Raw genomic sequence first — 20,884 nt, 5'->3', positions numbered from 1 at the left:
TTGAGAAGATGGCAACCAGTGTCGTTCTTCAGAAGGTCGAGAAGCGCTATGGCTCGCTGGACGTGATCCATGGCATCGACCTGACGATCGATCCCGGCGAATTCGTCGTTTTTGTCGGCCCCTCGGGCTGCGGAAAATCGACCCTTCTGCGCATGATCGCCGGTCTCGAGGAGATCTCGGGCGGCGCGTTGCTGCTCGACAGCGAGCGCATGAACGAGGTGGCGCCGGCCAAGCGCGGCATCGCCATGGTCTTCCAGTCCTACGCGCTCTATCCTCATATGTCGGTCTATAAGAACCTCGCCTTCGGCCTGGAGACGGCGGGTTACAAGAAGGCCGATATTCAGCCGAAAGTGAAGCGGGCGGCCGAGATCCTGCAGATCGAGAAACTCCTAGAGCGCAAGCCGAAGGCGCTCTCCGGCGGCCAGCGCCAGCGTGTCGCGATCGGCCGCGCCATCGTGCGCGAGCCGCGTATTTTCCTGTTCGACGAGCCGTTGTCGAACCTCGATGCCGAACTGCGCGTGCAGATGCGCGTCGAAATCTCCCGCCTGCACCGCAGCCTCGGCAACACGATGATCTATGTCACCCATGACCAGGTCGAAGCCATGACGATGGCGGACAAGATCGTGGTGTTGAATTCCGGCCGCATCGAGCAGGTCGGCGCGCCGCTCGATCTTTACAACAACCCGGCTAACCGCTTCGTCGCCGGTTTCATCGGCAGCCCGAAGATGAATTTCCTGAAGGCCCGCATCGAGCAGGTCGGCGAGACCGAAACCAGCATCCATGTCTGCGGCAATTCCGTCCATCTGCCGCGCCGGTTGAAAGGCGAGGCCGGACAGGATGTCACCTTCGGCATCCGCCCCGAGCATCTTTCGCTGACCGAGGGCGCCATCACGCTCTCGACCGTCAATGTCGATCTCGTCGAAAATCTCGGCGGCGCCACGATGCTCTACACCACGACGCCGGATAGCCAGCTCCTGACTGTTGCGCTTGACGGCCAGCAGAAGGTGGAGCGCGGCGCCAATGTGAAGACCTTCTTCGATCCGGCCCGCTGCCACGTCTTCGATGCCGCCGGCAAGACCATCTAAGCGCTGCTTGACATAGGATCCTCCTCTGCCCCATCATTTCCGAAGGGGCTGAAGGGGAATAAGCATGACGCCTGAAGATAGGATTCATGCGCTTGGCATCTGGCAGGGCCCGATCGATATTTCGCCGATAGCAGGCGGCATCACCAACAGGAACTACCTGGTCAGCGATGCCGTCGCGCGTTGCGTCGTCAGGCTCGGCACCGATATCCCGATCCATCACATCAGCCGGCAGAACGAGCTTGCCGCAAGCCGTGCGGCGCATGCCGCCGGCATATCGCCTGCCGTCATCCATCATTCGCCGGGCGTTCTGGTGCTCGAATATATCGAGGCGAGAGCGCTTTCGCCTGATGATATCAGGAGGCCGGAAACGCTCGCCCGGGTCGTGCCGCTGGTGCGCGCCTGCCACCGCGACATCGCCCGGCATTTCCGCGGCCAGGCGATGATCTTCTGGGTCTTTCACGTCATCCGCGATTACGCCGCCAATCTGAAGGCCGCGGGCAGCGCCTATCTGCCTCTGCTGCCGGCGCTGGTCGGCCGAGCCGAGGCGCTGGAAGAAGCGGCAGGGCCTTTCGACATCGCCTTCGGCCACAACGACCTGCTGGCCGCCAATTTTCTCGACGACGGCAAGCGGCTCTGGCTGATCGACTGGGATTATGCCGGCTTCAACACGCCGCTTTTCGATCTCGGCGGATTGGCCTCCAACAATGAGCTCCCGCAAACGGCAGAACACACGATGCTGGAGACCTATTTCGACCGGCCGCTGACCGATGATCTCAGCAGGCGCTATGGCGCGATGAAATGCGCTTCGCTGCTGCGCGAGACGCTCTGGAGTATGATTTCGGAAATCCATTCCAGCATCGATTTCGACTATGCCGCCTATACGGCCGAAAATCTCGCGCGTTTCGAACGCGCCTATCAAGCCTTTGAACAGGATCAATAAATGACGAGGGAATTACCGAAGACGGCGAAAGCCGTGGTCATCGGCGGCGGCATCATAGGCTGTTCGACAGCCTATCATCTCGGCAAGCTCGGCTGGACCGATACCGTCCTGCTGGAGCGCAAGAAGCTCACCTCCGGCACCACCTTCCATGCCGCCGGCCTCGTCGGCCAGCTGCGCACCAGCGCCAACATCACCCAGCTTCTCGGTTATTCCGTCGATCTCTACAAGCGGCTGGAGGAGGAGACCGGCCTCGGCACCGGCTGGAAGATGAATGGCGGCCTGCGCCTTGCCTGCAACGAGGAGCGCTGGACCGAGGTCCGGCGCCAGGCGACCACCGCCCAGTCCTTCGGCCTCGAAATGCAATTGCTGACGCCGCAGGAAGCATTCGATCTCTGGCCGCTGATGACAACGGACGATCTCGTCGGCGCCGCCTTCCTTCCCACGGACGGCCAGGCCAATCCCTCCGACATCACCCAGGCGCTGGCGAAAGGCGCCCGCATGTCAGGCGTTTCGATCTTCGAGGACACCGAAGTCATCGACCTGGAAATCGACAAGGGAAGGATCCGCGCCGTCGTCACCGCTGAGGGACGCATCGAATGCGAGCGCGTCGTCGTCTGCGCCGGCCAGTGGACGCGCGCCTTTGCCGCCCGCTTCGGCGTCAACGTGCCGCTGGTCTCCGTCGAGCATCAATACATCATCACCGAATCCTTCGGCGTGCCCTCCAACCTGCCGACCCTGCGCGATCCCGATCGCCTGACCTACTACAAGGAAGAAGTCGGCGGCATCGTCATGGGCGGCTATGAGCCGAATCCCATTCCCTGGGCGCAAAACGGCATCCCCGACGGCTTCCACTACACGCTGCTGGACAGCAATTTCGATCATTTCGAGCAAATCATGGAACAGGCGCTCGGCCGCGTTCCGGCACTGGAAAATGTCGGCGTCAAGCAGCTGCTGAACGGCCCGGAAAGCTTCACGCCGGATGGCAACTTCATTCTCGGCGAGGCGCCGGAGCTGAAGAATTTCTTCGTCGGCGCCGGCTTCAACGCCTTCGGCATCGCCTCGGCCGGCGGCGCCGGCATGGCGCTTGCCGAATGGGTGACGAAGGGCGAACCGCCCTATGATTTGTGGCCGGTCGATATCCGCCGCTTCGGCCGTCCGCATTTCGATACCGACTGGGTGCGCACCCGCACGCTCGAAGCCTATGGCAAACATTACACCATGGCCTGGCCGTTCGAGGAGCATTCGAGCGGCCGCCCCTGCCGCAAATCGCCGCTTTACGACCGGCTGAAGGCGCAGGGCGCCTGTTTCGGCGAAAAGCTCGGCTGGGAGCGGCCGAACTGGTTTGCCGATCTCTTCGCCAACGAGGAGCCGAAGGATGTCTACAGTTATGCCAGGCAGAACTGGTTCGACGCCGTCGGCCGCGAGCACAAGGCGGTGCGTGAAGCGGCCGTCATCTTCGACCAGACCTCCTTTGCCAAATTCGTGCTGAAGGGCAGGGATGCCGAGGCAGCGCTCTCCTGGATCGCTTCCAACGATGTCGAAAGGCCTGTGGGATCGCTCATCTACACGCAGATGCTCAACGACAAGGGCGGCATTGAATGCGACGTGACGGTCGCCCGCATCGCCGAGAACGAATATTACATCGTCACCGGCACCGGTTTTGCCACCCATGATTTCGACTGGATCGCCCGCAATATACCGGCAAAGATGCATGCCGAGCTGGTCGACGTCACGTCAGCCTATTCGGTGCTGTCACTGATGGGACCAAATTCGCGCGCCGTGCTGGAAAAGGTGACGGGCAGCGACGTCTCGAATGCGGCCTTCCCCTTCGGCCGGGTCAGGACCATCGGCATATCAGGCTGCCCGGTGCGGGCGCTGCGCATCACCTATGTCGGCGAGCTTGGTTACGAGCTGCATATTCCCGTTGAATATGCGACGACGGTCTATGACGTGCTGATGGCATCAGGCGGCGAATTCGGCCTGGTCAATGCCGGCTACCGCGCCATCGAGAGCTGCCGCCTGGAAAAGGGCTATCGCGCCTGGGGATCGGATATCGGTCCCGACCATACGCCTGTTGAAGCCGGTCTCGGTTGGGCGGTGAAGATGCGCAAGGCCATTCCCTTCCGCGGCCGCGAAGCGATCGAACGGCAGCTTGCAGGCGGGGTGAACAAGCGCCTTGCCTGCTTTGTTCCCGAAAATGCCGATACCGTGTTGCTCGGCCGTGAAACGATCTATCGCGACGGCAAGCGCGTCGGCTGGCTTTCGAGCGGCGGCTTCGGCTACACGCTGGGCAAGCCGATCGGCTATGGCTATGTCCGCAGCCCCGAGGGGGTGACCGAGGATTTCGTCCTCTCCGGCACCTATGAGCTCGATGTCGCGCGGGAGCGTATCCCCTGCAAGGTGTCACTGTCGCCGCTCTACGATCCCGATATGGCGCGTATCAAGGCGTAGCGGGGGAGTCTAGAACAGCGGCAACCTATCGTCCTGGATCAGAATCTCCAGCTTGTCGGAGACATCCTGCGTCCACGCCCGGTGTCCTGTCAAAGCCGCCGGGAAAAGTCCAGGAAGGGTGAAGAGTGCCGCCGAAATCGCCAGACCGGTGCGCGGGACATCGGCGATGAGGGCGGCGATCTCAGCCGCACGGGGGTCGCGCAACTCGTAGCGATCGCCGTTGCCGTGTTCGCCGATGGCATAGCGCATCCAAGCCGCAACAGCGATCGCGTAGGTCTCTGCCCTGTCGCCAAGGGCCAGTGCCTCGCAGGCCGGTTCCAGCAGCCGCTGCGGCAGTTTCTGCGTGCCGTCCATGGCGATCTGATAGGTGCGATGGGCGATCGCCTTGTTTGCAAAGCGTGCTATCAATTCGCTGGCATAGTGATCGAGATCGATGCCGGGAACCGCATCGAGCGTTCTCGCGGCCGCATGCATGTGCCGGTAGGCAAGTGCGGCAAGGCCGGCATCGTCCATCACGTCGCGGATGAATTCATAGCCGCCGATATAACCGAGATAGGCGAGCAGCGAATGCGCGCCGTTCAGCATCCGCAGCTTCATCTTCTCGTAGGCGGAGACATCTTCGACCATCAGCGCACCGTGCACCTTTTCCCAGGCCGGCCGGCCATTGGCGAAATGGTCTTCGATGACCCATTGCGTAAAGGGTTCGGTCTCGATCGCCGCCATATCCGTGCGGCCCGTCAGCCGCTCTGCATCGGCATAGGTCGCGTCCGTGCTGGCCGGCGTGATACGGTCGACCATCGTGGAGGGGAAGGGTACATTCGCTTCGATCCAGCGATGCAGGTCGGGATCGATGCGGGAGGTGAATTCCAGCACGAGGCGTTTCAGCACGGCGCCGTTGCTCGGCAGGTTGTCGCAGCTCAGCGGCGTAAAGGGCGCTATGCCCTTCTTCCGCCGGCGTGCCAGGCCTTCGACGAGATAACCGATGACGCCCCGCGGCGCATGCCGGTTGGCAAGGTCGGCGACAATATCGGGATGCTTCAGGTCGAGGCCACCCGTCGCAGGATCGAAGCCATAGGCCTTTTCCGTCACCGTCATGCTGACGATGCGGATATCAGGGTCTTCGAGCCGCGCCAGCAGGCCGGCCGGATCGCGCGGCGCCACATGCGCCTTCAGGATCGACCCGATCACCTGCGCCGTCGTACCTGACGTATCGCGGATCAGCATCGTATAGAGGCCATTCTGGGCAGTCAGATTATCCGCCACATCGGGCGTGCGCAGGCTTGCCACATCGATGCCCCAGTCACCGCCCGCGGCCGAGAGCGCATCTTCCGTGAAGGGCGCGAAATGCGCGCGGAAGAATGCGCCCGGCCCAAGATGCAGGATGCCGCTCTTCAGCCGGCTGCGGTCATAGGCGGGAAGCTTCGCCGTCGGGGCGAGGCCGGAAAGGGTCTGCAGTCGTTCGCTCACAGCTTGTAGGCCTCCTTCGCATTGCCATAGGAGAGTTCGCCCGCCACGATCTCGGCGTCGCGTTTGGAAATCCGGTGCTCGGCGGCGAGCTGGGCGAGGAAGCGGCAGACTTCGCGGCGCCAGACATCATGCCGCGCTGGGATCGACAGCAGCGCGCGCGTATCATCGTTGAAACCCGCCATATTGGCAAAGCCTGCCGTCTCGACGACTTGGTCGAGATAGCGCCTTATGCCGTTCGGGCTGTCGTGGAACCACCAGGGCGGGCCGATCATCAGGCAGGGCCAATGGCCGACCATCGGCGCCATCTCGCGCGCATAGGTCGTCTCGTCGAGCGTGAAGAGCAGCACTCTGAGCCCCGGCGCATGGCCGTATTTGGAAAGCAGCGCATTCAGGCCGCCGACCCAGTCCGTGCGTGTCGGAATATCAGCGCCCATATTGGGGCCGCGCGTCGCAAAAAGCCCGCTGTCGGTATTGCGTCGGGAGCCGGCATGGATCTGCATCACCATGCCGTCTTCGGCCGAAAGCCCGGCCATCTCCGTCATCATCAGGCCGCGGAAGAGTTCGGCGTCCGCAGGCGAAAGCGGTCCCTTCAAGGCCTTGTCGAGCAGCGCCTGTTTTTCCGCAAGCGGCAGATCCGCGGTAAAGGCGGTGGGCACGCCATGGTCGGTCGCGGTGGCGCCGAACTGGCGGAAATAGGCGCGCCGGCGGCGATGCGCCTCGACCAGGCCGTCCCAGCGCGTTACGTCGGCGCCGGTGATCTCTCCGAACTTGACGAGATTGTCGCGGAAGCCGACGGCGTCGGGATCGGTGACGCTGTCCGGCCTGTAGGTGGTGCGCACCTTGCCGATCCAGCCGTCCGCCGCCATCTTCTGGTGATGCGCCAGCGGGTCGAGCGCGCCTTCGGTCGTCGCGATCGTTTCGATGCCGAATCGCTGATGCAGCGCCCGCGGGCGGAATTCGGGAAGAGCAAGCTGAGCATTGATATGGTCGTAGAGCGCATCGGCATTGTCTGGTGTCAGCGGCTCGGTGCAGCCGAGCACGGCCGACATCGCATGGTCGACCCAGATGCTTGAAGGCGTCCCGCGGAAGAGATGGTAATGCGCGGCAAAGCTCCGCCAGATCGCCCGCCCCTCAGCCACCGGCTTGCCGTCGAGCCGCGGCACGCCGAGTTCGTCCAAAGTGACGCCGACGCTGTGCAGCATCCGGAAGAGATAGTGATCGGGAATAACCAGCAGCGAGGCCGCGTCTTCGAAGGGCTTGTCGTCGGCAAACCAGGAGGGTTCGGTATGCCCGTGCGGGCTGACGATCGGAAGGTTGCGCACTGTCTCGTAGAGGTCTCGCGCGATGGTCCGTGTTGCCGGATCAGCCGGAAAAAGCCGGTCCGGATGAAGAAAGCCGTTCCCTGCATCCATCAGTATTCCTCCCTGGTGGATAAGGGCCTACCCCACAACATCAGGCACGGCAAGGTCTTTTAGTAACCAAACGGTTCAGTTTTGCGCATCGCTGCATTGGGCATGGAAAGCATTGACGAGGTGGCCTATTTCCGCTTTGGGAGAACCATCTGTTCTGCCGGTTTCGGCAAAGGAGGATCGATGTCCGACGAGACGAACCGCATCACCCGGCTGGAAGAAATGCTGGCTTACCAGGCAAAGACGATCGAAGAGCTTTCCGATCAGCTCGCCGAGCAATGGAAGACGGTGGAGCAGATGCGCACCAAGCTCGACCGGCTGACCGAACGCTTCCTGTCGCTGGAGGAGCAGTCGCTGGAAGCTCCTGGTATCACCCGTCCGCCGCATTATTGACGACACGCGGCTGAATGCCGCGTGTCCCAGTGCTTCTTGTATCGTAGATGACCCGGATCAGACGCCGCCGATGCAGAGATATTTCATTTCCAGATAATCGTCGGCGCCGTGACGCGAGCCTTCGCGGCCGAGGCCGGATTGCTTGATGCCGCCAAAGGGCGCCGTCTCGGACGACATCAGGCCGGTATTGATGCCGATCATGCCGTATTCCAGCGCTTCCGCTACACGCCAGACCTTCTTCAGGTCACCGGCATAGAAATAGGCGGCAAGTCCGAATTCCGTATCATTGGCCTGGGCGATGACGTCCTCGACCGTCTCGAAGCGGAAGAGCGGCGCCACCGGCCCGAAGGTTTCCTCGCGCGCCACCTTCATGCCGCGCGCCACACCGGTCAGTACCGTCGGCGCAAAGAAGGTGCCGGCGCCGTCAATGCGCTTGCCGCCGATCAGCACCTTGGCGCCCTTGGCAAGCGCGTCGCTGACATGGTCTTCCACCTTGGCAAGGCCCTGCTCGTCGATCAGCGGCCCGATCAAGACACCCGGCTCGAAGCCGTCGCCGACCGGCATCTCGGCGACCTTGGCGGCGAGCTTGGCCGCAAAGGCGTCATAGACGTTCGACTGGACGTAGAGGCGGTTGGCGCAGACGCAGGTCTGACCGGCATTGCGGTATTTGGAGGCGATCGCGCCCTCGACGGCGGCGTCGAGGTCGGCGTCGTCGAAGACGATGAACGGCGCGTTGCCGCCGAGCTCCAGGCTCACCTTCTTGATCTGGTCGGCACACTGCCGCATCAGGATGCGGCCGACTTCCGTCGAGCCGGTGAAGCTGATCTTGCGCACCTTTTCATTGCCGCAGAGCTCGCGGCCGATCGCCGGGCCGTCGACGCCGACGATGACGTTGAAGACGCCTGGGGGAATACCGGCCTGCTCGGCGAGCACGGCAAGGGCGATCGCCGTCAGCGGCGTCTGTTCGGCGGGCTTCGACACCGCGGTGCAGCCGACGGCAAGTGCCGGCGCGATCTTGCGGGCAATCATCGCCGCCGGGAAATTCCACGGCGTGATCGTGCCGACGACGCCGACCGGCTGCCTGATGACGATCATGCGCTTGTCTTGGGAAGGCGCGGGAATCGTCTCGCCGTAGATGCGCTTGGCCTCTTCCGCATACCATTCGATATAGGCCGCGGCATAAAGGATCTCGCCGCGCGCTTCCGCGAACGGCTTGCCCATCTCGGCGGTCAAGATCGCCGCGAGCTCGTCGGCATTGGCGACCATCAGGTCGAACCATTTGCGCAGGAGCGCGCTGCGCTCTTTGGCTGGGCGGGCAGCCCAGGTCGGCTGGGCGGCATGCGCTGCATCGATCGCCGTCCGCGTTTCGCCCGCACCCATATCGGGCAGCGAAGCGAGCAACTCGCCGGTTGCCGGGTTGAGCACGTCGAAAGTCTTCGTGGCATCGCCTGATGTCCAGACGCCGTTGATATAGCCGGCATCGCGCAGCAAGGGCGAGGAGAAGGGAACGTGCCTGGTCAGTGCAGTGGTGAAAGCCATGTCATATCCTCCTGGGGAGTGCGGCTGCCGGTGGCCGGCAGCCATTGAAATCCGGTTCCTCGCGCTTAGCTGGCCGCGCTGGCTTCCAGCATCGAGGCCTCGAGAATGTCGAGCGCCTCGCCGAGGATTTCGTCCTGGATGGTGATCGGCGCCAGGAAGCGGATGACGTTTGCGTGGGTGCCGCAGGTGAGCAGGATCAGCCCCTTGTCGAGGGCGATCAGCCGCACCCGGTTGGCGAAATCAGCACTCGGCAATCCCGTCGTCCGGTCATTGAATTCGACGGCGTTCATGAAGCCCGGCCCGCGGATATCGACGATCTCGGACACCGTCTCGCGCAGCGATTCCAGTCGCTGCTTCAGCCGTCCGCCGAGCTGGTTGGCGCGGTTGCAGAGATCTTCGTCCTTGATGACGTCGAGCACGGCATGGGCGGCTGCGATCCCCAGCGGATTGCCGCCATAGGTGCCGCCGAGCCCGCCCGGCCCCGGCGCATCCATGATGGCGGCGCGGCCGGTGACGGCGGCGAGCGGAAATCCGCCGGCCAGGCTCTTTGCCATCGTCGTCAGGTCGGGCGCCACCTCGTGGTGATCCATCGCGAACATCCTGCCGGTGCGGGCAAAACCGGTCTGAACCTCATCGGCGATCAGCAGGATGCCGTGCTGGTCGCAGAGTTCGCGCAGCGCCTTCATGAAGGCACCGGGCGCCGGGTAGAAACCGCCTTCACCCTGGACCGGCTCGATGATGATGGCCGCGACGCGCTGTGGATCGACATCGGCGGCGAAGAGTTTCTTCAGGGCCGCCAGCGACTGGTCGGCCGTGACGCCGTGCAGCTCGACCGGAAAGGGAACGTGGAAGACATCGCCCGGCATCGCGCCGAAACCGACCTTGTAGGGCACGACCTTGCCGGTCAGCGCCATGCCCATGAAGGTGCGGCCGTGGAAGCCGCCGCCAAAGGCGATGACCGCCGAGCGGCCGGTTGCCGCACGTGCGATCTTGACGGCGTTCTCGACCGCTTCGGCGCCCGTCGTGACGAAGATCGTCTTCTTCTCGAAGTTGCCCGGCACCAGCGCGTTCAGCCGTTCGGCGAGATGCACGTAGCTTTCGTAAGGCACCACCTGATGGCAGGTATGGGTGAAGCGGTCGAGCTGGTCCTTGACTGCGGCGATGACCCGGGGATGGCGGTGGCCGGTGTTGAGAACGGCGATGCCGGCGGCGAAATCGATGTAGCGGTGGCCTTCCTTGTCCCAGATCTCGGCGTTCTCTGCACGATCGGCATAGATCTGGGTCGTCATGCCGACGCCGCGTGAAATGGCTGCGTTCTTCCGGTCCGTAAGGCTTGTCGCGGTCATCGTTGCGCTCCTGCGCTGAAAAGGGGCTTGAGAACTATCTTGCATAAATTCTGCAAGACATGTAGAAAACTCCTACATTTTTCCTGCAAGAAAACAAGTGGGATTTTTTGCTTCAAACATCACGCCTTTTGATGAATGCTCGCGGGCGATTGGAATCAGGGATATTTCGGATGGGTGACAACGGACCTGTGCGCTACAAGGTGGCGGAGGCCGCGCGGCTGGCGGGCGTTTCGGCCTCGACCTTGCGCCTCTGGGAAAGCCAGGGTCTGCTGGTTCCCGACCGTTCGCAAACCGGCCATCGGCAATACAGCGCCGACGATGTGGCGCGGCTGAAGCGCATCTCCTGGTATCGTGTCGAACGTGGCCTCAATCCCGCGGCAATCCGGGAGGCGCTGGAGAGCGAGGAACCTTCCGCCGATGGCGCCGAGGCGAGCCAGGATTCCGGCATCGGCCGCAAGCTGCGCAGCCTGCGCCATGCGAGCGGCAAGACGCTCGATCAGGTCGCCGGCGACATCGGCGTCACCGCGTCGACGCTCTCGACGCTGGAGCGCACCTCGCAGGGCGTCAGCTTCAAGACGCTGCACGATCTCGCCGAATATTACGGCACCACCGTCTCGCGCCTCTCGGGCGAGGAGCGCGCGGACGTGCCGACGCTGGTGCGCGCCGGCGAATGGCGGACATGGCCGGAAACGACGCCCGGCGTCACGGTGCAGCTCCTCGCCGAAGGCCGCAGGATGATGGACTGCCATCGTTTCGTGCTGGCGCCGGGTGCTGCCAGCGAAGGCGCCTATCGCCACGAGGGCGAAGAATTCATGCATGTCCTGTCCGGCCGGCTCGAACTAGTGCTCGACAGCGATCAGTTCTTCGATCTTGGCCAAGGCGATTCACTTTATTTCGAAAGCCGCCGTTACCATTCTTGGCGTAATCGCCATGATGGTGAAACCGTGATTCTCTGGATCAACACGCCGCCGACATTCTGACCGCCGCACGAAGCGGAGATTGAAGATCAAAAGAGTAGAGCGTCCTTTGTGCGTCCGAGAGGACGGGACGGCTCTGCGGCAGGAAAGCGGTTTCGCATTCTGCACCTTTGCGCTATAGCGCTGCTGCATAATTGCTTAAATCGGCATGGATTTAAGGATAAATTATACAGCCATTCAAAGCGCTACAGCGTCCTTTGCGCGTCTGAAAAGACGCACCGCGCTGTAGAGGATGCATTCGAACGAAAGATTGTCTCATGGCGGCTACCATACGTTATCACGAAGGCGATATTTCCGCGGCCGATGCCGCCCGCTACACTGGCGCGGTCGCGATCGACACCGAAACGCTCGGCCTGGTGCCGCGCCGCGATCGGCTCTGCGTCGTCCAGCTTTCGCCGGGTGACGGCACTGCCGACGTTATCCGCATTGCTGCCGGCCAGAAGCAGGCCCCCAATCTCGTCGCTCTGCTCGAAGATCCCACCCATCAGAAGATCTTTCATTACGGCCGTTTCGATATTGCCGTACTATTCCACACTTTCGGCGTCACGACGAACCCGGTTTTCTGCACCAAGATCGCCTCGCGCCTGAGCCGGACCTATACGGATCGCCACGGCCTCAAGGACAATCTCAAGGAGATGCTCGACGTCGATATCTCCAAGACGCAGCAATCTTCCGATTGGGCGGCCGCGACGCTGTCCCCGGCCCAGCTCGAATATGCCGCTTCCGATGTGCTTTATCTGCACGCGTTGCGCGACAAGCTGACGGAACGCCTGATCCGCGACGGCCGCTTCGACCATGCGACGGCCTGCTTCGCATTCCTGCCGACCCGCGCCAAGCTCGACCTGCTCGGCTGGGAAGAGGCCGATATCTTCGCTCATAGCTGAGCGATTCATTCTTCGACAGGTGACCAAAGACCGTGGGCATGTTTGCCTGCGGCCGTTATCGATTCGTTAACGCCTCTTTCCTAAAATTCCAGTTAATATTTATGCATTCGATGACGCGAGAATGCGTCATGCGGACAGGAGGATCTGCTGGGATGCAAGGGGACCGGATGAGCGCGGTCCTTTTATAGAGCCTGCTTTCATCGTCACTTTGCGAAAGGAGCATGCCATGTTGACTCCCGTTCGTGCAGCGTCCAATGCAAGCTTTTCGTCCCAAGGCCAGACTGCGGCGATCGTCGCCGGTGGTCTCGGTCGTTCAGTGATTGCCCCCGCGCCTGTCAACGCCGTCGAAGCGGCTGATCTCAATTCCGCCATTGCCGGCAAGCTCAATATTCTGCTTCTGGCCGCGCGCGAGCGTATGGTCGAAGCGCTTTTCGATGTCATCGATGCGGCAGGCCGCTCGATCTCGCTGGATCGCGGCGAGGACGAGACCAATCTTGCCTTTGCCTCCCGGCTTGCCGATGCCATCCGGCGGCTACCGGCTGTCAGGATCGACGAGGTCGAGCGCCAGCTGACCGATGAGGGCCATAGCCTGCCGTTGCGGATGATCGCCGAAGCCCTGAAGAACCCGGCAGGCCCGGAAGCAGCCCGCATCGTCGCCTATCTGGAAATCATCCGCTACAAGGATCGCGACCTCGCCGCCCGCGCCGTCGTCCGCTCTTATGGCCAGAACGACGCTTCGCCGATGCGCGCCGAAACCCGTCCCGAGATCCAGCTGCATGAGGACAGCCTGCCTGCCGCCATGCGCCAGCCTGCGGAAAAGGCGCCTGTGCAAGCCGATCCGCTGATCGAGGCCGCAACTTCGGCGACTGCCGAGGAAGCGGTCATCGCCGAAGCTGTGGAAGCTGCCGATCCGGAAACGCCGCAGGCTGCAAACCGGGCTCAGTCCGCCCCGGCGGCGACAAGCGAGGTAGCACCGAAAAAATCGGCGCCGCAGGAGATCGAAGACCGGCAACCGCTGTCGACGAATGCCGCAGCGGCCGACGACGCGCAGGAAACGCCGGCGCCGCCTGCCATCCAACCCCACGCGACATCGGAAAAAGTCGATCCTGTCATTCCGAAGAACTGGACAGGCATTGTCGCCTCCATGACCGGAGAAGCCTCCGAGATGATCGCCACCATCATCCGCGAGCAGGACGTCGAAGCCCTGCTGGAGGATGTCCCCGTCGAGGCGGCGGTGGAGATCGATACGATCCTCGATGACGCCGTGTTCAGCGATGCGACCGAGACCTTGACCCGGCAGCCGGCCGAATTCGTCGCTCCCGATGCTCGCCAATCCGCAGCGCTCCACGCCTCGCAGATGGATATCGAGAGCGCGGTCGCGGTCGCCCGTCAGCCGAAAGAAATCGCCGCGCAACCGCAAATCATCCCGATGTCCGAGACCGTCGAGGCTTCCTACATGCCGCTGGCGGCAAAGATGCCGGAGGGGTTTGCCTATGCCCAGCTGCCTTACCAGTTCGCCAAGGATACGCCGCCGAACGAGACGGCAGGCGAAACGCATCACCAGCATCAGCACCATCGCGACGACGCGTCCGAGGATCAGCAGCAGGCGCAGTCCGGTGGCGAGGATGCCGAGCCTGATGCCGAAGAAACCGAGGCAGCGCCCGGGCGAAGAACGCCAAGGATGATCGATGCCGAGCCGTCCGTTTATCAGGCAGGCACGGCCGCCGACCCGGTCTATGCGCTCTATCAGCGCATGGTCGGCTGGGAATAAGATTTCTATCGCCTGAAAATGAAGAACCCGCCGGATCGCTCCGGCGGGTTCTTCAATTCAGAGGCGGATGCGAGGCTTATTCGCCGCCGCGGTTCTTCAGGGCTGCGCCCAGGATGTCGCCGAGCGAAGCGCCGCTGTCGGACGAACCGAACTGGGCGACGGCTTCCTTCTCTTCCGCAATCTCCAGAGCCTTGATGGACAGCATGATCTTGCGGTCCTTCTTGGAGAAGTTGGTGACGCGGGCATCGAAGACCTGGCCGACCGAGAAGCGCTCGGGGCGCTGCTCGTCGCGGTCGCGAGCGAGGTCGGCGCGGCGGATGAAGGAAGTGATGTCCTCGTGGTTGACGAGCTTCACTTCGACGCCGCCGTCGTTGACTGCGATGACTTCGCACGAAACGACTGCATTCTTGCGCAGGTCGCCCGATGCAGCGGCTTCGCCGACCGCATCCTTGCCGAGCTGCTTGATGCCGAGCGAGATGCGTTCCTTCTCGACATCGACGTCGAGAACGACGGCCTTGACGACGTCACCCTTGTTGAACTCCTCGATGACCTGTTCGCCCGGACGGTTCCAGTCGAGGTCGGAGAGGTGCACCATGCCGTCGACATCGCCGTCGAGGCCGATGAACAGGCCGAATTCGGTCTTGTTCTTGACTTCGCCTTCGACTTCAGTGCCGGCCGGATGGCTGCGGGCGAATGCTGCCCACGGATTTTCCAGCGTCTGCTTGAGGCCGAGCGAGATACGGCGCTTGGACGGATCGACTTCGAGAACGACGACTTCGACTTCCTGGCTCGTGGACAGGATCTTGCCGGGGTGAACGTTCTTCTTGGTCCAGGACATTTCCGAGATATGGATCAGGCCTTCGATGCCCGGCTCCAGCTCGACGAATGCACCGTAGTCGGTGATGTTCGTGACGGTACCGGAAATCTTCTTGCCTTCCGGATACTTGGCCTGGATGCCATCCCACGGATCGCTCTCGAGCTGCTTCATGCCGAGCGAGATACGGTGGGTTTCCTGGTTGATACGGATGATCTGAACCTTGACCTGCTGGCCGATGTTCAGGATTTCCGACGGATGGTTCACACGGCGCCATGCCATGTCGGTGACGTGCAGCAGGCCGTCGATGCCGCCGAGGTCGACGAACGCACCGTAATCGGTGATGTTCTTGACGACGCCGTCGACAACCTGGCCTTCTTCGAGGTTCTGAACGATTTCAGAACGCTGTTCGGCACGGGATTCTTCCAGAACCGTACGGCGCGAAACCACGATGTTGCCGCGGCGCTTGTCCATCTTGAGGATTTCGAAGGGCTGCGGGTTGTGCATCAGCGGAGTGACGTCGCGGATCGGGCGGATATCGACCTGCGAACGCGGCAGGAAGGCGATCGCACCGTCGAGGTCGACCGTGAAGCCGCCCTTGACCTGGTTGAAGATCACGCCTTCGACGCGCTCGCCGGCTTCGAACTTGGCTTCGAGCTTGATCCAGCTTTCTTCGCGGCGAGCCTTCTCGCGCGACAGAACGGCTTCGCCAAGCGCGTTTTCGATGCGCTCGACATAAACTTCGACTTCGTCGCCGACCTTCAGCGAACCGTCCTTGGCGCGTGCGCCGAATTCCTTGAGCGCGATGCGGCCTTCAACCTTGAGGCCGACGTCGACAACGGCGACGTCCTTCTCGATGCCCGTGACGATGCCCTTGGTGACATAGCCTTCGGCCAGGTCGTTCTTGGCAAAGGACTCTTCGAGAAGAGCCGCGAAATCCTCGCGGGAGGGGGTAGCTACTGACATAAAATCTCCTGCGTGCCCTAAACGGAAGCGGACACGTATGCGCCGGTTGGTTTGCGTTGAACGGGCCTGAACCCAGTCCGCCCTCTCTCGAAGGCAATCCGGCGCTTGGACGGAATTTCAGGCTGCTGCATTAGAAGCGATCCGTGCTCAGAGCACGCAAAATCGCTTGAATTTAGGCATTTCGGCTCAAGACCGCATCGATGATCGATTGAGCGGCATGAAACGCGGCCTCTATACTCATTTCCGACGTATCAAGCAAGTGCGCATCGACCGCTGGTTTCAAAGGGCTGTCGGCCCGTCCCATGTCGCGTTCGTCGCGCCGCTTGACGTCCTCGAAAATCGCATCGAAATCCGCCGTCGTCCCCTTGCCGAGGATCTCGTCGTAGCGGCGTCTCGCGCGAACCTCGGGCGACGCCGTCACATAGAGCTTCACTGGCGCATTGGGGCAGACGACCGTGCCGATATCGCGCCCGTCGAGCACCGTCCCCGGCGCTTTCGCCGAAAACCGCCGCTGCGCCTCGACCAGCGCCCGGCGCACCGCCGGCATGACGGCAATCTTCGAGGCGGCTTCGCCGATCTCATGTTTGGAAAGTATATCGCGATCCAGTCCGGCGAGTTCAACCTCGCGCGCGATCTTTTCCGCCACCGCCTCGTCGTCGAGCGGCAGGCCGGCATCGAGCAGCGCCTTGGCCGTGGCGCGATAGGTGAGCCCGGTATCCAGATGATGGAAGCCGTATTGCTCGGCGACAAGGCGCGAAAGCGTGCCCTTGCCGGCAGCCGCCGGGCCATCGATGGCGATGATGAAAGTCTTGGTTGTCATGCGATCAATCCTGCGGCAGCGCATGGGAACGGCAAATGAGATCGTCTTTGCGGAAATGCGAGGCGTTGGTCCATCACTGCGGCACCTCCTCGATCTTTGCTCCAAGGCCGGCCATCAGCTGCATGAATTCCGGAAAGCTGGTCGCGATCATCGCTGCGTCGTCGATCGTCACAGCATGCTCCGATGCAAGCCCCAGGACAAGGAAGCTCATGGCGATGCGATGGTCGAGATGCGTGCTGACCTTGCTACCTCCAGCGCTGCCGAGGCCCTTGCCGTCCGGTCGGCCGCGGACGATCAGAAAATCCTTGCCTTCGTCGCGGTCGACGCCATTCAGCTTCAGGCCGTCGGCGACGGCGGAAAGGCGGTCGGATTCCTTGACGCGCAGTTCCTCCAGCCCCTTCATCACGGTCGTGCCCTCGGCGAAACAGGCAGCAACCGCGAGGATCGGATATTCGTCGATCATCGACGGCGCCCGTTCTTCGGGAACGGCCACACCCTTCAGCTCGGAATGGCGCACGCGCAAATCCGCCACGTCCTCGCCGCCGGCAAGACGCGCATTCAGCACCTCGATGTCGGCTCCCATCTCCTGCAGCGTCAGGATCAGCCCCGTGCGGGTCGGGTTCATCAGCACGTTGACGATGGTGATATCGGAGCCGGGCACGATCAGCGCCGCAACAAGTGGGAAGGCGGTGGAAGACGGATCGCCGGGAACGTCGATCACCTGGCCCGTCAGCCGGCCGCGGCCTTCGAGCCGGATCGTGCGGATGCCGTCCGCGTCGGTCTCGACGGCAAGGGCGGCGCCAAAGCCCTGCAGCATCTTTTCGGTATGGTCGCGTGTCATCACCGGCTCGATGACCGTGGTGATGCCAGGCGTATTGAGGCCGGCAAGCAGGACGGCCGATTTCACCTGGGCGGAGGCCATCGGCACGCGATAGCGGATCGGGCTTGGGGTTCCCGGCCCTCGCAGCGTCACTGGCAGCCTGTCGCCCGCCGATGCGCTGACCTGCACGCCCATGTCGCGCAGCGGATTGAGCACGCGGCCCATCGGCCGTTTCGAAAGTGAGGCGTCGCCGATGAAGGTGGAGTGAAAGTCGTAAGTGCCGACCAGGCCCATGGTCAGCCGCACCCCGGTGCCGGCATTGCCGAAATCGAGCGGCGCGTCAGGCGCAAGCAGCGCACCATTGCCGGTGCCCTCGATCACCCACTCTTCGCCTTGCTTGCGAATCCTGGCGCCCATCGCCTGCATCGCCCGGCCGGTATTGATCACATCCTCGCCTTCGAGCAGGCCGGTGATCCGCGTTTGCCCGGAAGCAAGCCCGCCGAACATGAAGGAACGATGCGAGATCGATTTATCGCCCGGAATGCGGACGCGGCCGGAAAGGCCGGCGGATTTGCGGGCGGTGGCGGGCCTGGGCGCAGAGCCGTGAAGCATGGCGCAATCCTTTGCAAACGCAGTCTATTTTTACAGCAGGACACGCTTGGCCGGTCGCAATCCTCGCGCGGTTCTGCGACTGCCGCAGCTCGTTAACATAAACGCGCCGGGCGGTCATCCGTCGGCGCGGGGAAAACCCCGCAGGGCGTTCATAAAGTTTCGCTTTGACATGGGAAGCCACAGCGATTAAGGGGACCGGCTTATAAATTCCGATGGAACGCCGGCTTGATCGGCATTTGCCGAATCTCGAATTCGGTCATTCTCACGAGGCTTATAGTGGCGAAAGCGGAACTTGGAACCAAGCGTACCGATCCGGAAACCGGCAAGAAGTTTTATGATCTGAACCGGGATCCGATCGTCTCTCCTTATACCGGCAAGTCCTACCCTCTGTCCTTCTTCGAGGAAACCTCGGCGATCGCCGAAGTTGCCGAGGAAGACGAGGTGGCGGAAGTCGATACTGAAAACACCGAAGTCGAACTGGTTTCGCTTGAGGATGCCGATGACGCCGCCGGCGGCGACGACATCCCGGATATCGGCGATGACGATGTTGAAATCGAAGGCGACGACGACGACGATACCTTCCTCACGCCTGACGAAGACGATGACGATGATGACATGAGCGACATCATCGGCGTGACCGGCGACGACGACGAAGTTTGACGATTGCATTTCGGCCCGGCGAGGAAAAAATTCTCCGGGCCGGATTTTTTAGGCTTGCTATCTCCGGAAACCGGAAGTAATAAGCCGCCACTCCGCAGGGCACGCCCTGAGGAGCATCCCAGGACCGGCCCTGCGCCGGACCACCTTGATGGGGCTATAGCTCAGCTGGGAGAGCGCTTGCATGGCATGCAAGAGGTCAGCGGTTCGATCCCGCTTAGCTCCACCAAACTCGTTAGCCAACCGATCTTCAATGTAAAGCTGTGGCCCGTAGGGCTTTGTTCCATTCAACCGAATGAAACGGACCATCGAACCCTGGATCTAACAGCCAGGCTGCGGCTGGCTCCCTTGGCAGGATCGAGGCTCCGGCCGATCGCCGATCTTCATGCGGCCTCTGGGCAGAAGTCCGAGAAGCCGAACATCGACGTCTGCAGTCCGTCGGGAAACAATATGCCGTTGAGGAGAGAGACGGCTTTCTCGCTTCGATGGCTGGCGAGCGAATAGTAGATCGTTTGCCATTCGCGGCGCGCCTTGACGACCTGCTGACGTTTCAGCACGTTCAGATGGTGCGATAACGCCGACTGGCTGAGTCCGACACTTGTGGCGAGCTCCGTGGCTGAGATCTCGCCCTTGGCCAGCCTCCGCAGCACCGATAAACGGCTGGCATTGGCGAGCGCGGAAAAATAGTCCGCCAGTTCACGGTCATTGACGATCATCGCCTGCCTCCTCTGAACACGAATGTACATTAGCGGCGCGCAAGACAGGCTCATTGACCTAACGCAAATCTCCTAGCGAAAAGGCCGCGCTTGGCATGATGTATTCGCGGTATCCTTGGTGCCGTCAAAATGCACTGAGGGTCAGCGCGGCCGAGAACACCAGCAGGGTTGCGGATCCGCATCGCCGGGCCAGCAACGGCATTTCTTTTTCGCTTCCAAGAACAATTCTGCCTGTCGACAGCCAGATCAAGGATGCGAAAAGGACGACGAAGGCGAGCGCCGCGGTGGCGGCTATCCCAGACACCTCCTGCGCGGAGGGCATCATCGTAAGCCCGATGATAAGCGCCTTGGGATTCAACAGCGTCGTGATCGCCAACTGCCGTACTGTCACAACCTCGGTGGGACTGGATCCGGAGCCCCAGAGCCGTAGCGCGAGGCAGAATACCCAGGTTGCTGAGGCAAGCTTGACACCTTGCGCGACCAGCGGGTGCTGGTTGAGAAAAGGACCGGCCAGGCCGGACGCCGGAACGACAATGGCAAGATAGGCGGCGACCACCGTACCAAGCAGCATGACCGCGCGCCCGGCGGTCAGACCCTGAGAGGCCATCGCCAGTATCGCGTTGGTCGGCCCAGGCAAAATGAGAAGCGCAAAAGCGCCGGCTGCGAAAGGGAAGAGATGCACTGCTTTGGTCCCTCGGTTCCGTCCGCTTTTTGCACGGTCAGCCACGTCAGTCGTTGACAAAGATCACTCCGCGGCCGGAACATTCTCGTGGCCTGGCCGTTGGCATGAGCTAACTCTGAGGTGCCGCCATGCCTCGCATGATCAGCTTCATGCTCACTCGATTGGCCACGGGCTTTGCAATTGGATGCGCCACAGGATTCCTGGTCTGGCAGAACGGTTTTTTGTCTTCCAGCGCCGCGGCAGGCACTCTTGAGAATTACCTTGCCCAAGGGCTGTTCATGTATCTCTTCGCGAGCACAATAAGCATGGGCTACCTGGCCACAGCTCTTCTGCTGGAAGAGGAATAGCCGCTTGATCCCCATCAAAAGACCCCCGGCTTTTGTCGCGGTGTCCGATAGTTGCTGAGGATAGGTCCCCGCTCAGGCAACCATCCGCGCCAATGCACAGCGCGACCAGAGCGAATGCAGCGCCTCGACCAGATGGGCGATATCGGCATCGGAATGCAGCGGGGTCGGCGTGATGCGCAGCCGCTCGG

The 20,884-nt window shown here is 62.1% G+C and carries 18 protein-coding genes and 1 tRNA gene; 10 read left to right on the top strand and 9 right to left on the bottom strand.

Annotation, left to right across the window (positions count from 1 at the left end):
* Positions 1-8: 8 nt before the first annotated feature.
* From ugpC to FHT79_RS31275, 3 genes are all read left to right on the top strand, one after another.
* A complete protein-coding gene (gene ugpC, locus FHT79_RS31285; RefSeq protein WP_028757925.1) occupies positions 9-1,085 on the top strand; it encodes a sn-glycerol-3-phosphate ABC transporter ATP-binding protein UgpC in 1,077 nt (358 codons plus the stop codon).
* Between the two features lie 64 nt (positions 1,086-1,149).
* On the top strand, positions 1,150-2,025 hold the full coding sequence (locus FHT79_RS31280; RefSeq protein WP_028757926.1) for a phosphotransferase: 876 nt from the start codon (positions 1,150-1,152) through the stop codon (positions 2,023-2,025).
* A complete protein-coding gene (locus tag FHT79_RS31275; RefSeq protein ID WP_028757927.1) occupies positions 2,026-4,476 on the top strand; it encodes an FAD-dependent oxidoreductase in 2,451 nt (816 codons plus the stop codon).
* A 9-nt stretch (positions 4,477-4,485) separates the two neighbouring features.
* Here the strand turns inward: FHT79_RS31275 and FHT79_RS31270 are convergent, their stop codons facing one another.
* Together FHT79_RS31270 and uxaC are read right to left on the bottom strand one after the other, a co-directional pair.
* Positions 4,486-5,943 (bottom strand): mannitol dehydrogenase family protein, encoded by a 1,458-nt coding sequence (locus FHT79_RS31270; RefSeq protein ID WP_028757928.1) that lies wholly within the window; start codon positions 5,941-5,943, stop codon positions 4,486-4,488.
* The gene (gene uxaC / locus FHT79_RS31265; RefSeq protein ID WP_028757929.1) at positions 5,940-7,355 is read right to left on the bottom strand and encodes a glucuronate isomerase; all 1,416 of its coding nucleotides are present in this window, start codon (positions 7,353-7,355) and stop codon (positions 5,940-5,942) included. Before uxaC ends, FHT79_RS31270 begins: the two co-directional genes overlap by 4 nt.
* A 180-nt stretch (positions 7,356-7,535) precedes the next feature.
* Between uxaC and FHT79_RS31260 the strand changes: the two genes are divergently transcribed.
* On the top strand, positions 7,536-7,745 hold the full coding sequence (locus FHT79_RS31260; RefSeq protein WP_028757154.1) for a SlyX family protein: 210 nt from the start codon (positions 7,536-7,538) through the stop codon (positions 7,743-7,745).
* Between the two features lie 57 nt (positions 7,746-7,802).
* Here the strand turns inward: FHT79_RS31260 and FHT79_RS31255 are convergent, their stop codons facing one another.
* Together FHT79_RS31255 and FHT79_RS31250 are read right to left on the bottom strand one after the other, a co-directional pair.
* Positions 7,803-9,284 (bottom strand): NAD-dependent succinate-semialdehyde dehydrogenase, encoded by a 1,482-nt coding sequence (locus tag FHT79_RS31255; RefSeq protein WP_028757930.1) that lies wholly within the window; start codon positions 9,282-9,284, stop codon positions 7,803-7,805.
* A gap of 65 nt (positions 9,285-9,349) precedes the next feature.
* Complete coding sequence (locus FHT79_RS31250) at positions 9,350-10,630, bottom strand: 4-aminobutyrate--2-oxoglutarate transaminase (protein ID WP_028757931.1); 1,281 nt, start codon at positions 10,628-10,630, stop codon at positions 9,350-9,352.
* Between the two features lie 170 nt (positions 10,631-10,800).
* Between FHT79_RS31250 and FHT79_RS31245 the strand changes: the two genes are divergently transcribed.
* From FHT79_RS31245 to FHT79_RS31235, 3 genes are all read left to right on the top strand, one after another.
* Positions 10,801-11,610: a MerR family transcriptional regulator gene (locus tag FHT79_RS31245; RefSeq protein ID WP_028757932.1), complete on the top strand. Its 810-nt coding sequence runs from the start codon at positions 10,801-10,803 to the stop codon at positions 11,608-11,610.
* Between the two features lie 254 nt (positions 11,611-11,864).
* The gene (locus FHT79_RS31240; RefSeq protein WP_028757150.1) at positions 11,865-12,491 is read left to right on the top strand and encodes a ribonuclease D; all 627 of its coding nucleotides are present in this window, start codon (positions 11,865-11,867) and stop codon (positions 12,489-12,491) included.
* A 226-nt stretch (positions 12,492-12,717) separates the two neighbouring features.
* Positions 12,718-14,262 carry a hypothetical protein gene (locus FHT79_RS31235; protein ID WP_183904689.1) on the top strand — a complete coding sequence of 515 codons (1,545 nt, stop codon included), beginning with the start codon at positions 12,718-12,720 and terminating at the stop codon, positions 14,260-14,262.
* Positions 14,263-14,338: 76 nt separating this feature from the next.
* On the opposite strand, the gene rpsA is transcribed toward FHT79_RS31235, so the two are convergent.
* The 3 genes from rpsA to aroA all read right to left on the bottom strand — a co-directional run bounded on the left by rpsA (position 14,339) and on the right by aroA (position 18,294).
* Complete coding sequence (gene rpsA / locus FHT79_RS31230) at positions 14,339-16,042, bottom strand: 30S ribosomal protein S1 (RefSeq protein WP_028757934.1); 1,704 nt, start codon at positions 16,040-16,042, stop codon at positions 14,339-14,341.
* 172 nt (positions 16,043-16,214) lie between these two features.
* On the bottom strand, positions 16,215-16,862 hold the full coding sequence (cmk, locus tag FHT79_RS31225) for a (d)CMP kinase (RefSeq protein WP_028757935.1): 648 nt from the start codon (positions 16,860-16,862) through the stop codon (positions 16,215-16,217).
* Positions 16,863-16,935: 73 nt separating this feature from the next.
* Positions 16,936-18,294 carry a 3-phosphoshikimate 1-carboxyvinyltransferase gene (aroA, locus tag FHT79_RS31220; RefSeq protein WP_183904688.1) on the bottom strand — a complete coding sequence of 453 codons (1,359 nt, stop codon included), beginning with the start codon at positions 18,292-18,294 and terminating at the stop codon, positions 16,936-16,938.
* A gap of 276 nt (positions 18,295-18,570) precedes the next feature.
* Here aroA and FHT79_RS31215 point away from each other — a divergent pair, with 276 nt between their 5' ends.
* A complete protein-coding gene (locus tag FHT79_RS31215) occupies positions 18,571-18,954 on the top strand; it encodes a TIGR02300 family protein (RefSeq protein WP_028757937.1) in 384 nt (127 codons plus the stop codon).
* 150 nt (positions 18,955-19,104) lie between these two features.
* Positions 19,105-19,180 (top strand) — tRNA-Ala (locus FHT79_RS31210).
* Between the two features lie 154 nt (positions 19,181-19,334).
* Here FHT79_RS31210 and FHT79_RS31205 read toward each other — a convergent pair.
* Both FHT79_RS31205 and FHT79_RS31200 read right to left on the bottom strand, forming a co-directional pair.
* Entirely contained in the window at positions 19,335-19,667 is a 333-nt protein-coding gene (locus FHT79_RS31205) for a metalloregulator ArsR/SmtB family transcription factor (protein ID WP_028757938.1), read from the bottom strand.
* A gap of 124 nt (positions 19,668-19,791) precedes the next feature.
* Positions 19,792-20,349, bottom strand: coding sequence for a hypothetical protein (locus tag FHT79_RS31200; protein ID WP_028757939.1), 558 nt, complete (start codon positions 20,347-20,349; stop codon positions 19,792-19,794).
* 128 nt (positions 20,350-20,477) lie between these two features.
* Here FHT79_RS31200 and FHT79_RS31195 point away from each other — a divergent pair, with 128 nt between their 5' ends.
* On the top strand, positions 20,478-20,696 hold the full coding sequence (locus FHT79_RS31195) for a hypothetical protein (RefSeq protein WP_028757940.1): 219 nt from the start codon (positions 20,478-20,480) through the stop codon (positions 20,694-20,696).
* The last annotated feature ends 188 nt before the right edge of the window (positions 20,697-20,884 follow it).

It is taken from the genome of Rhizobium sp. BK212, assembly GCF_014197475.1.
In the GTDB taxonomy this organism is placed as follows: Bacteria; Pseudomonadota; Alphaproteobacteria; order Rhizobiales; family Rhizobiaceae; genus Rhizobium; species Rhizobium anhuiense.
The sequence above is the reverse complement of the archived record's forward strand: the minus strand, read 5'-3'. Positions and strand labels throughout refer to the sequence as shown.

What these genes read in the sequence shown, in the direction of transcription:
- FHT79_RS31255 (WP_028757930.1), bottom strand. Translation starts at nt 9,284, where the DNA reads ATGGCTTTCACCACTGCACTGACCAGGCACGTTCCCTTCTCCTCGCCC.
- FHT79_RS31235 (WP_183904689.1), top strand. Translation starts at nt 12,718, where the DNA reads ATGTTGACTCCCGTTCGTGCAGCGTCCAATGCAAGCTTTTCGTCCCAA.
- FHT79_RS31195 (WP_028757940.1), top strand. Translation starts at nt 20,478, where the DNA reads ATGCCTCGCATGATCAGCTTCATGCTCACTCGATTGGCCACGGGCTTT.
- FHT79_RS31280 (WP_028757926.1), top strand. Translation starts at nt 1,150, where the DNA reads ATGACGCCTGAAGATAGGATTCATGCGCTTGGCATCTGGCAGGGCCCG.
- FHT79_RS31245 (WP_028757932.1), top strand. Translation starts at nt 10,801, where the DNA reads ATGGGTGACAACGGACCTGTGCGCTACAAGGTGGCGGAGGCCGCGCGG.
- FHT79_RS31250 (WP_028757931.1), bottom strand. Translation starts at nt 10,630, where the DNA reads ATGACCGCGACAAGCCTTACGGACCGGAAGAACGCAGCCATTTCACGC.
- FHT79_RS31205 (WP_028757938.1), bottom strand. Translation starts at nt 19,667, where the DNA reads ATGATCGTCAATGACCGTGAACTGGCGGACTATTTTTCCGCGCTCGCC.
- cmk (WP_028757935.1), bottom strand. Translation starts at nt 16,862, where the DNA reads ATGACAACCAAGACTTTCATCATCGCCATCGATGGCCCGGCGGCTGCC.
- FHT79_RS31260 (WP_028757154.1), top strand. Translation starts at nt 7,536, where the DNA reads ATGTCCGACGAGACGAACCGCATCACCCGGCTGGAAGAAATGCTGGCT.
- aroA (WP_183904688.1), bottom strand. Translation starts at nt 18,294, where the DNA reads ATGCTTCACGGCTCTGCGCCCAGGCCCGCCACCGCCCGCAAATCCGCC.
- uxaC (WP_028757929.1), bottom strand. Translation starts at nt 7,355, where the DNA reads ATGGATGCAGGGAACGGCTTTCTTCATCCGGACCGGCTTTTTCCGGCT.
- FHT79_RS31275 (WP_028757927.1), top strand. Translation starts at nt 2,026, where the DNA reads ATGACGAGGGAATTACCGAAGACGGCGAAAGCCGTGGTCATCGGCGGC.
- ugpC (WP_028757925.1), top strand. Translation starts at nt 9, where the DNA reads ATGGCAACCAGTGTCGTTCTTCAGAAGGTCGAGAAGCGCTATGGCTCG.
- FHT79_RS31240 (WP_028757150.1), top strand. Translation starts at nt 11,865, where the DNA reads ATGGCGGCTACCATACGTTATCACGAAGGCGATATTTCCGCGGCCGAT.
- rpsA (WP_028757934.1), bottom strand. Translation starts at nt 16,042, where the DNA reads ATGTCAGTAGCTACCCCCTCCCGCGAGGATTTCGCGGCTCTTCTCGAA.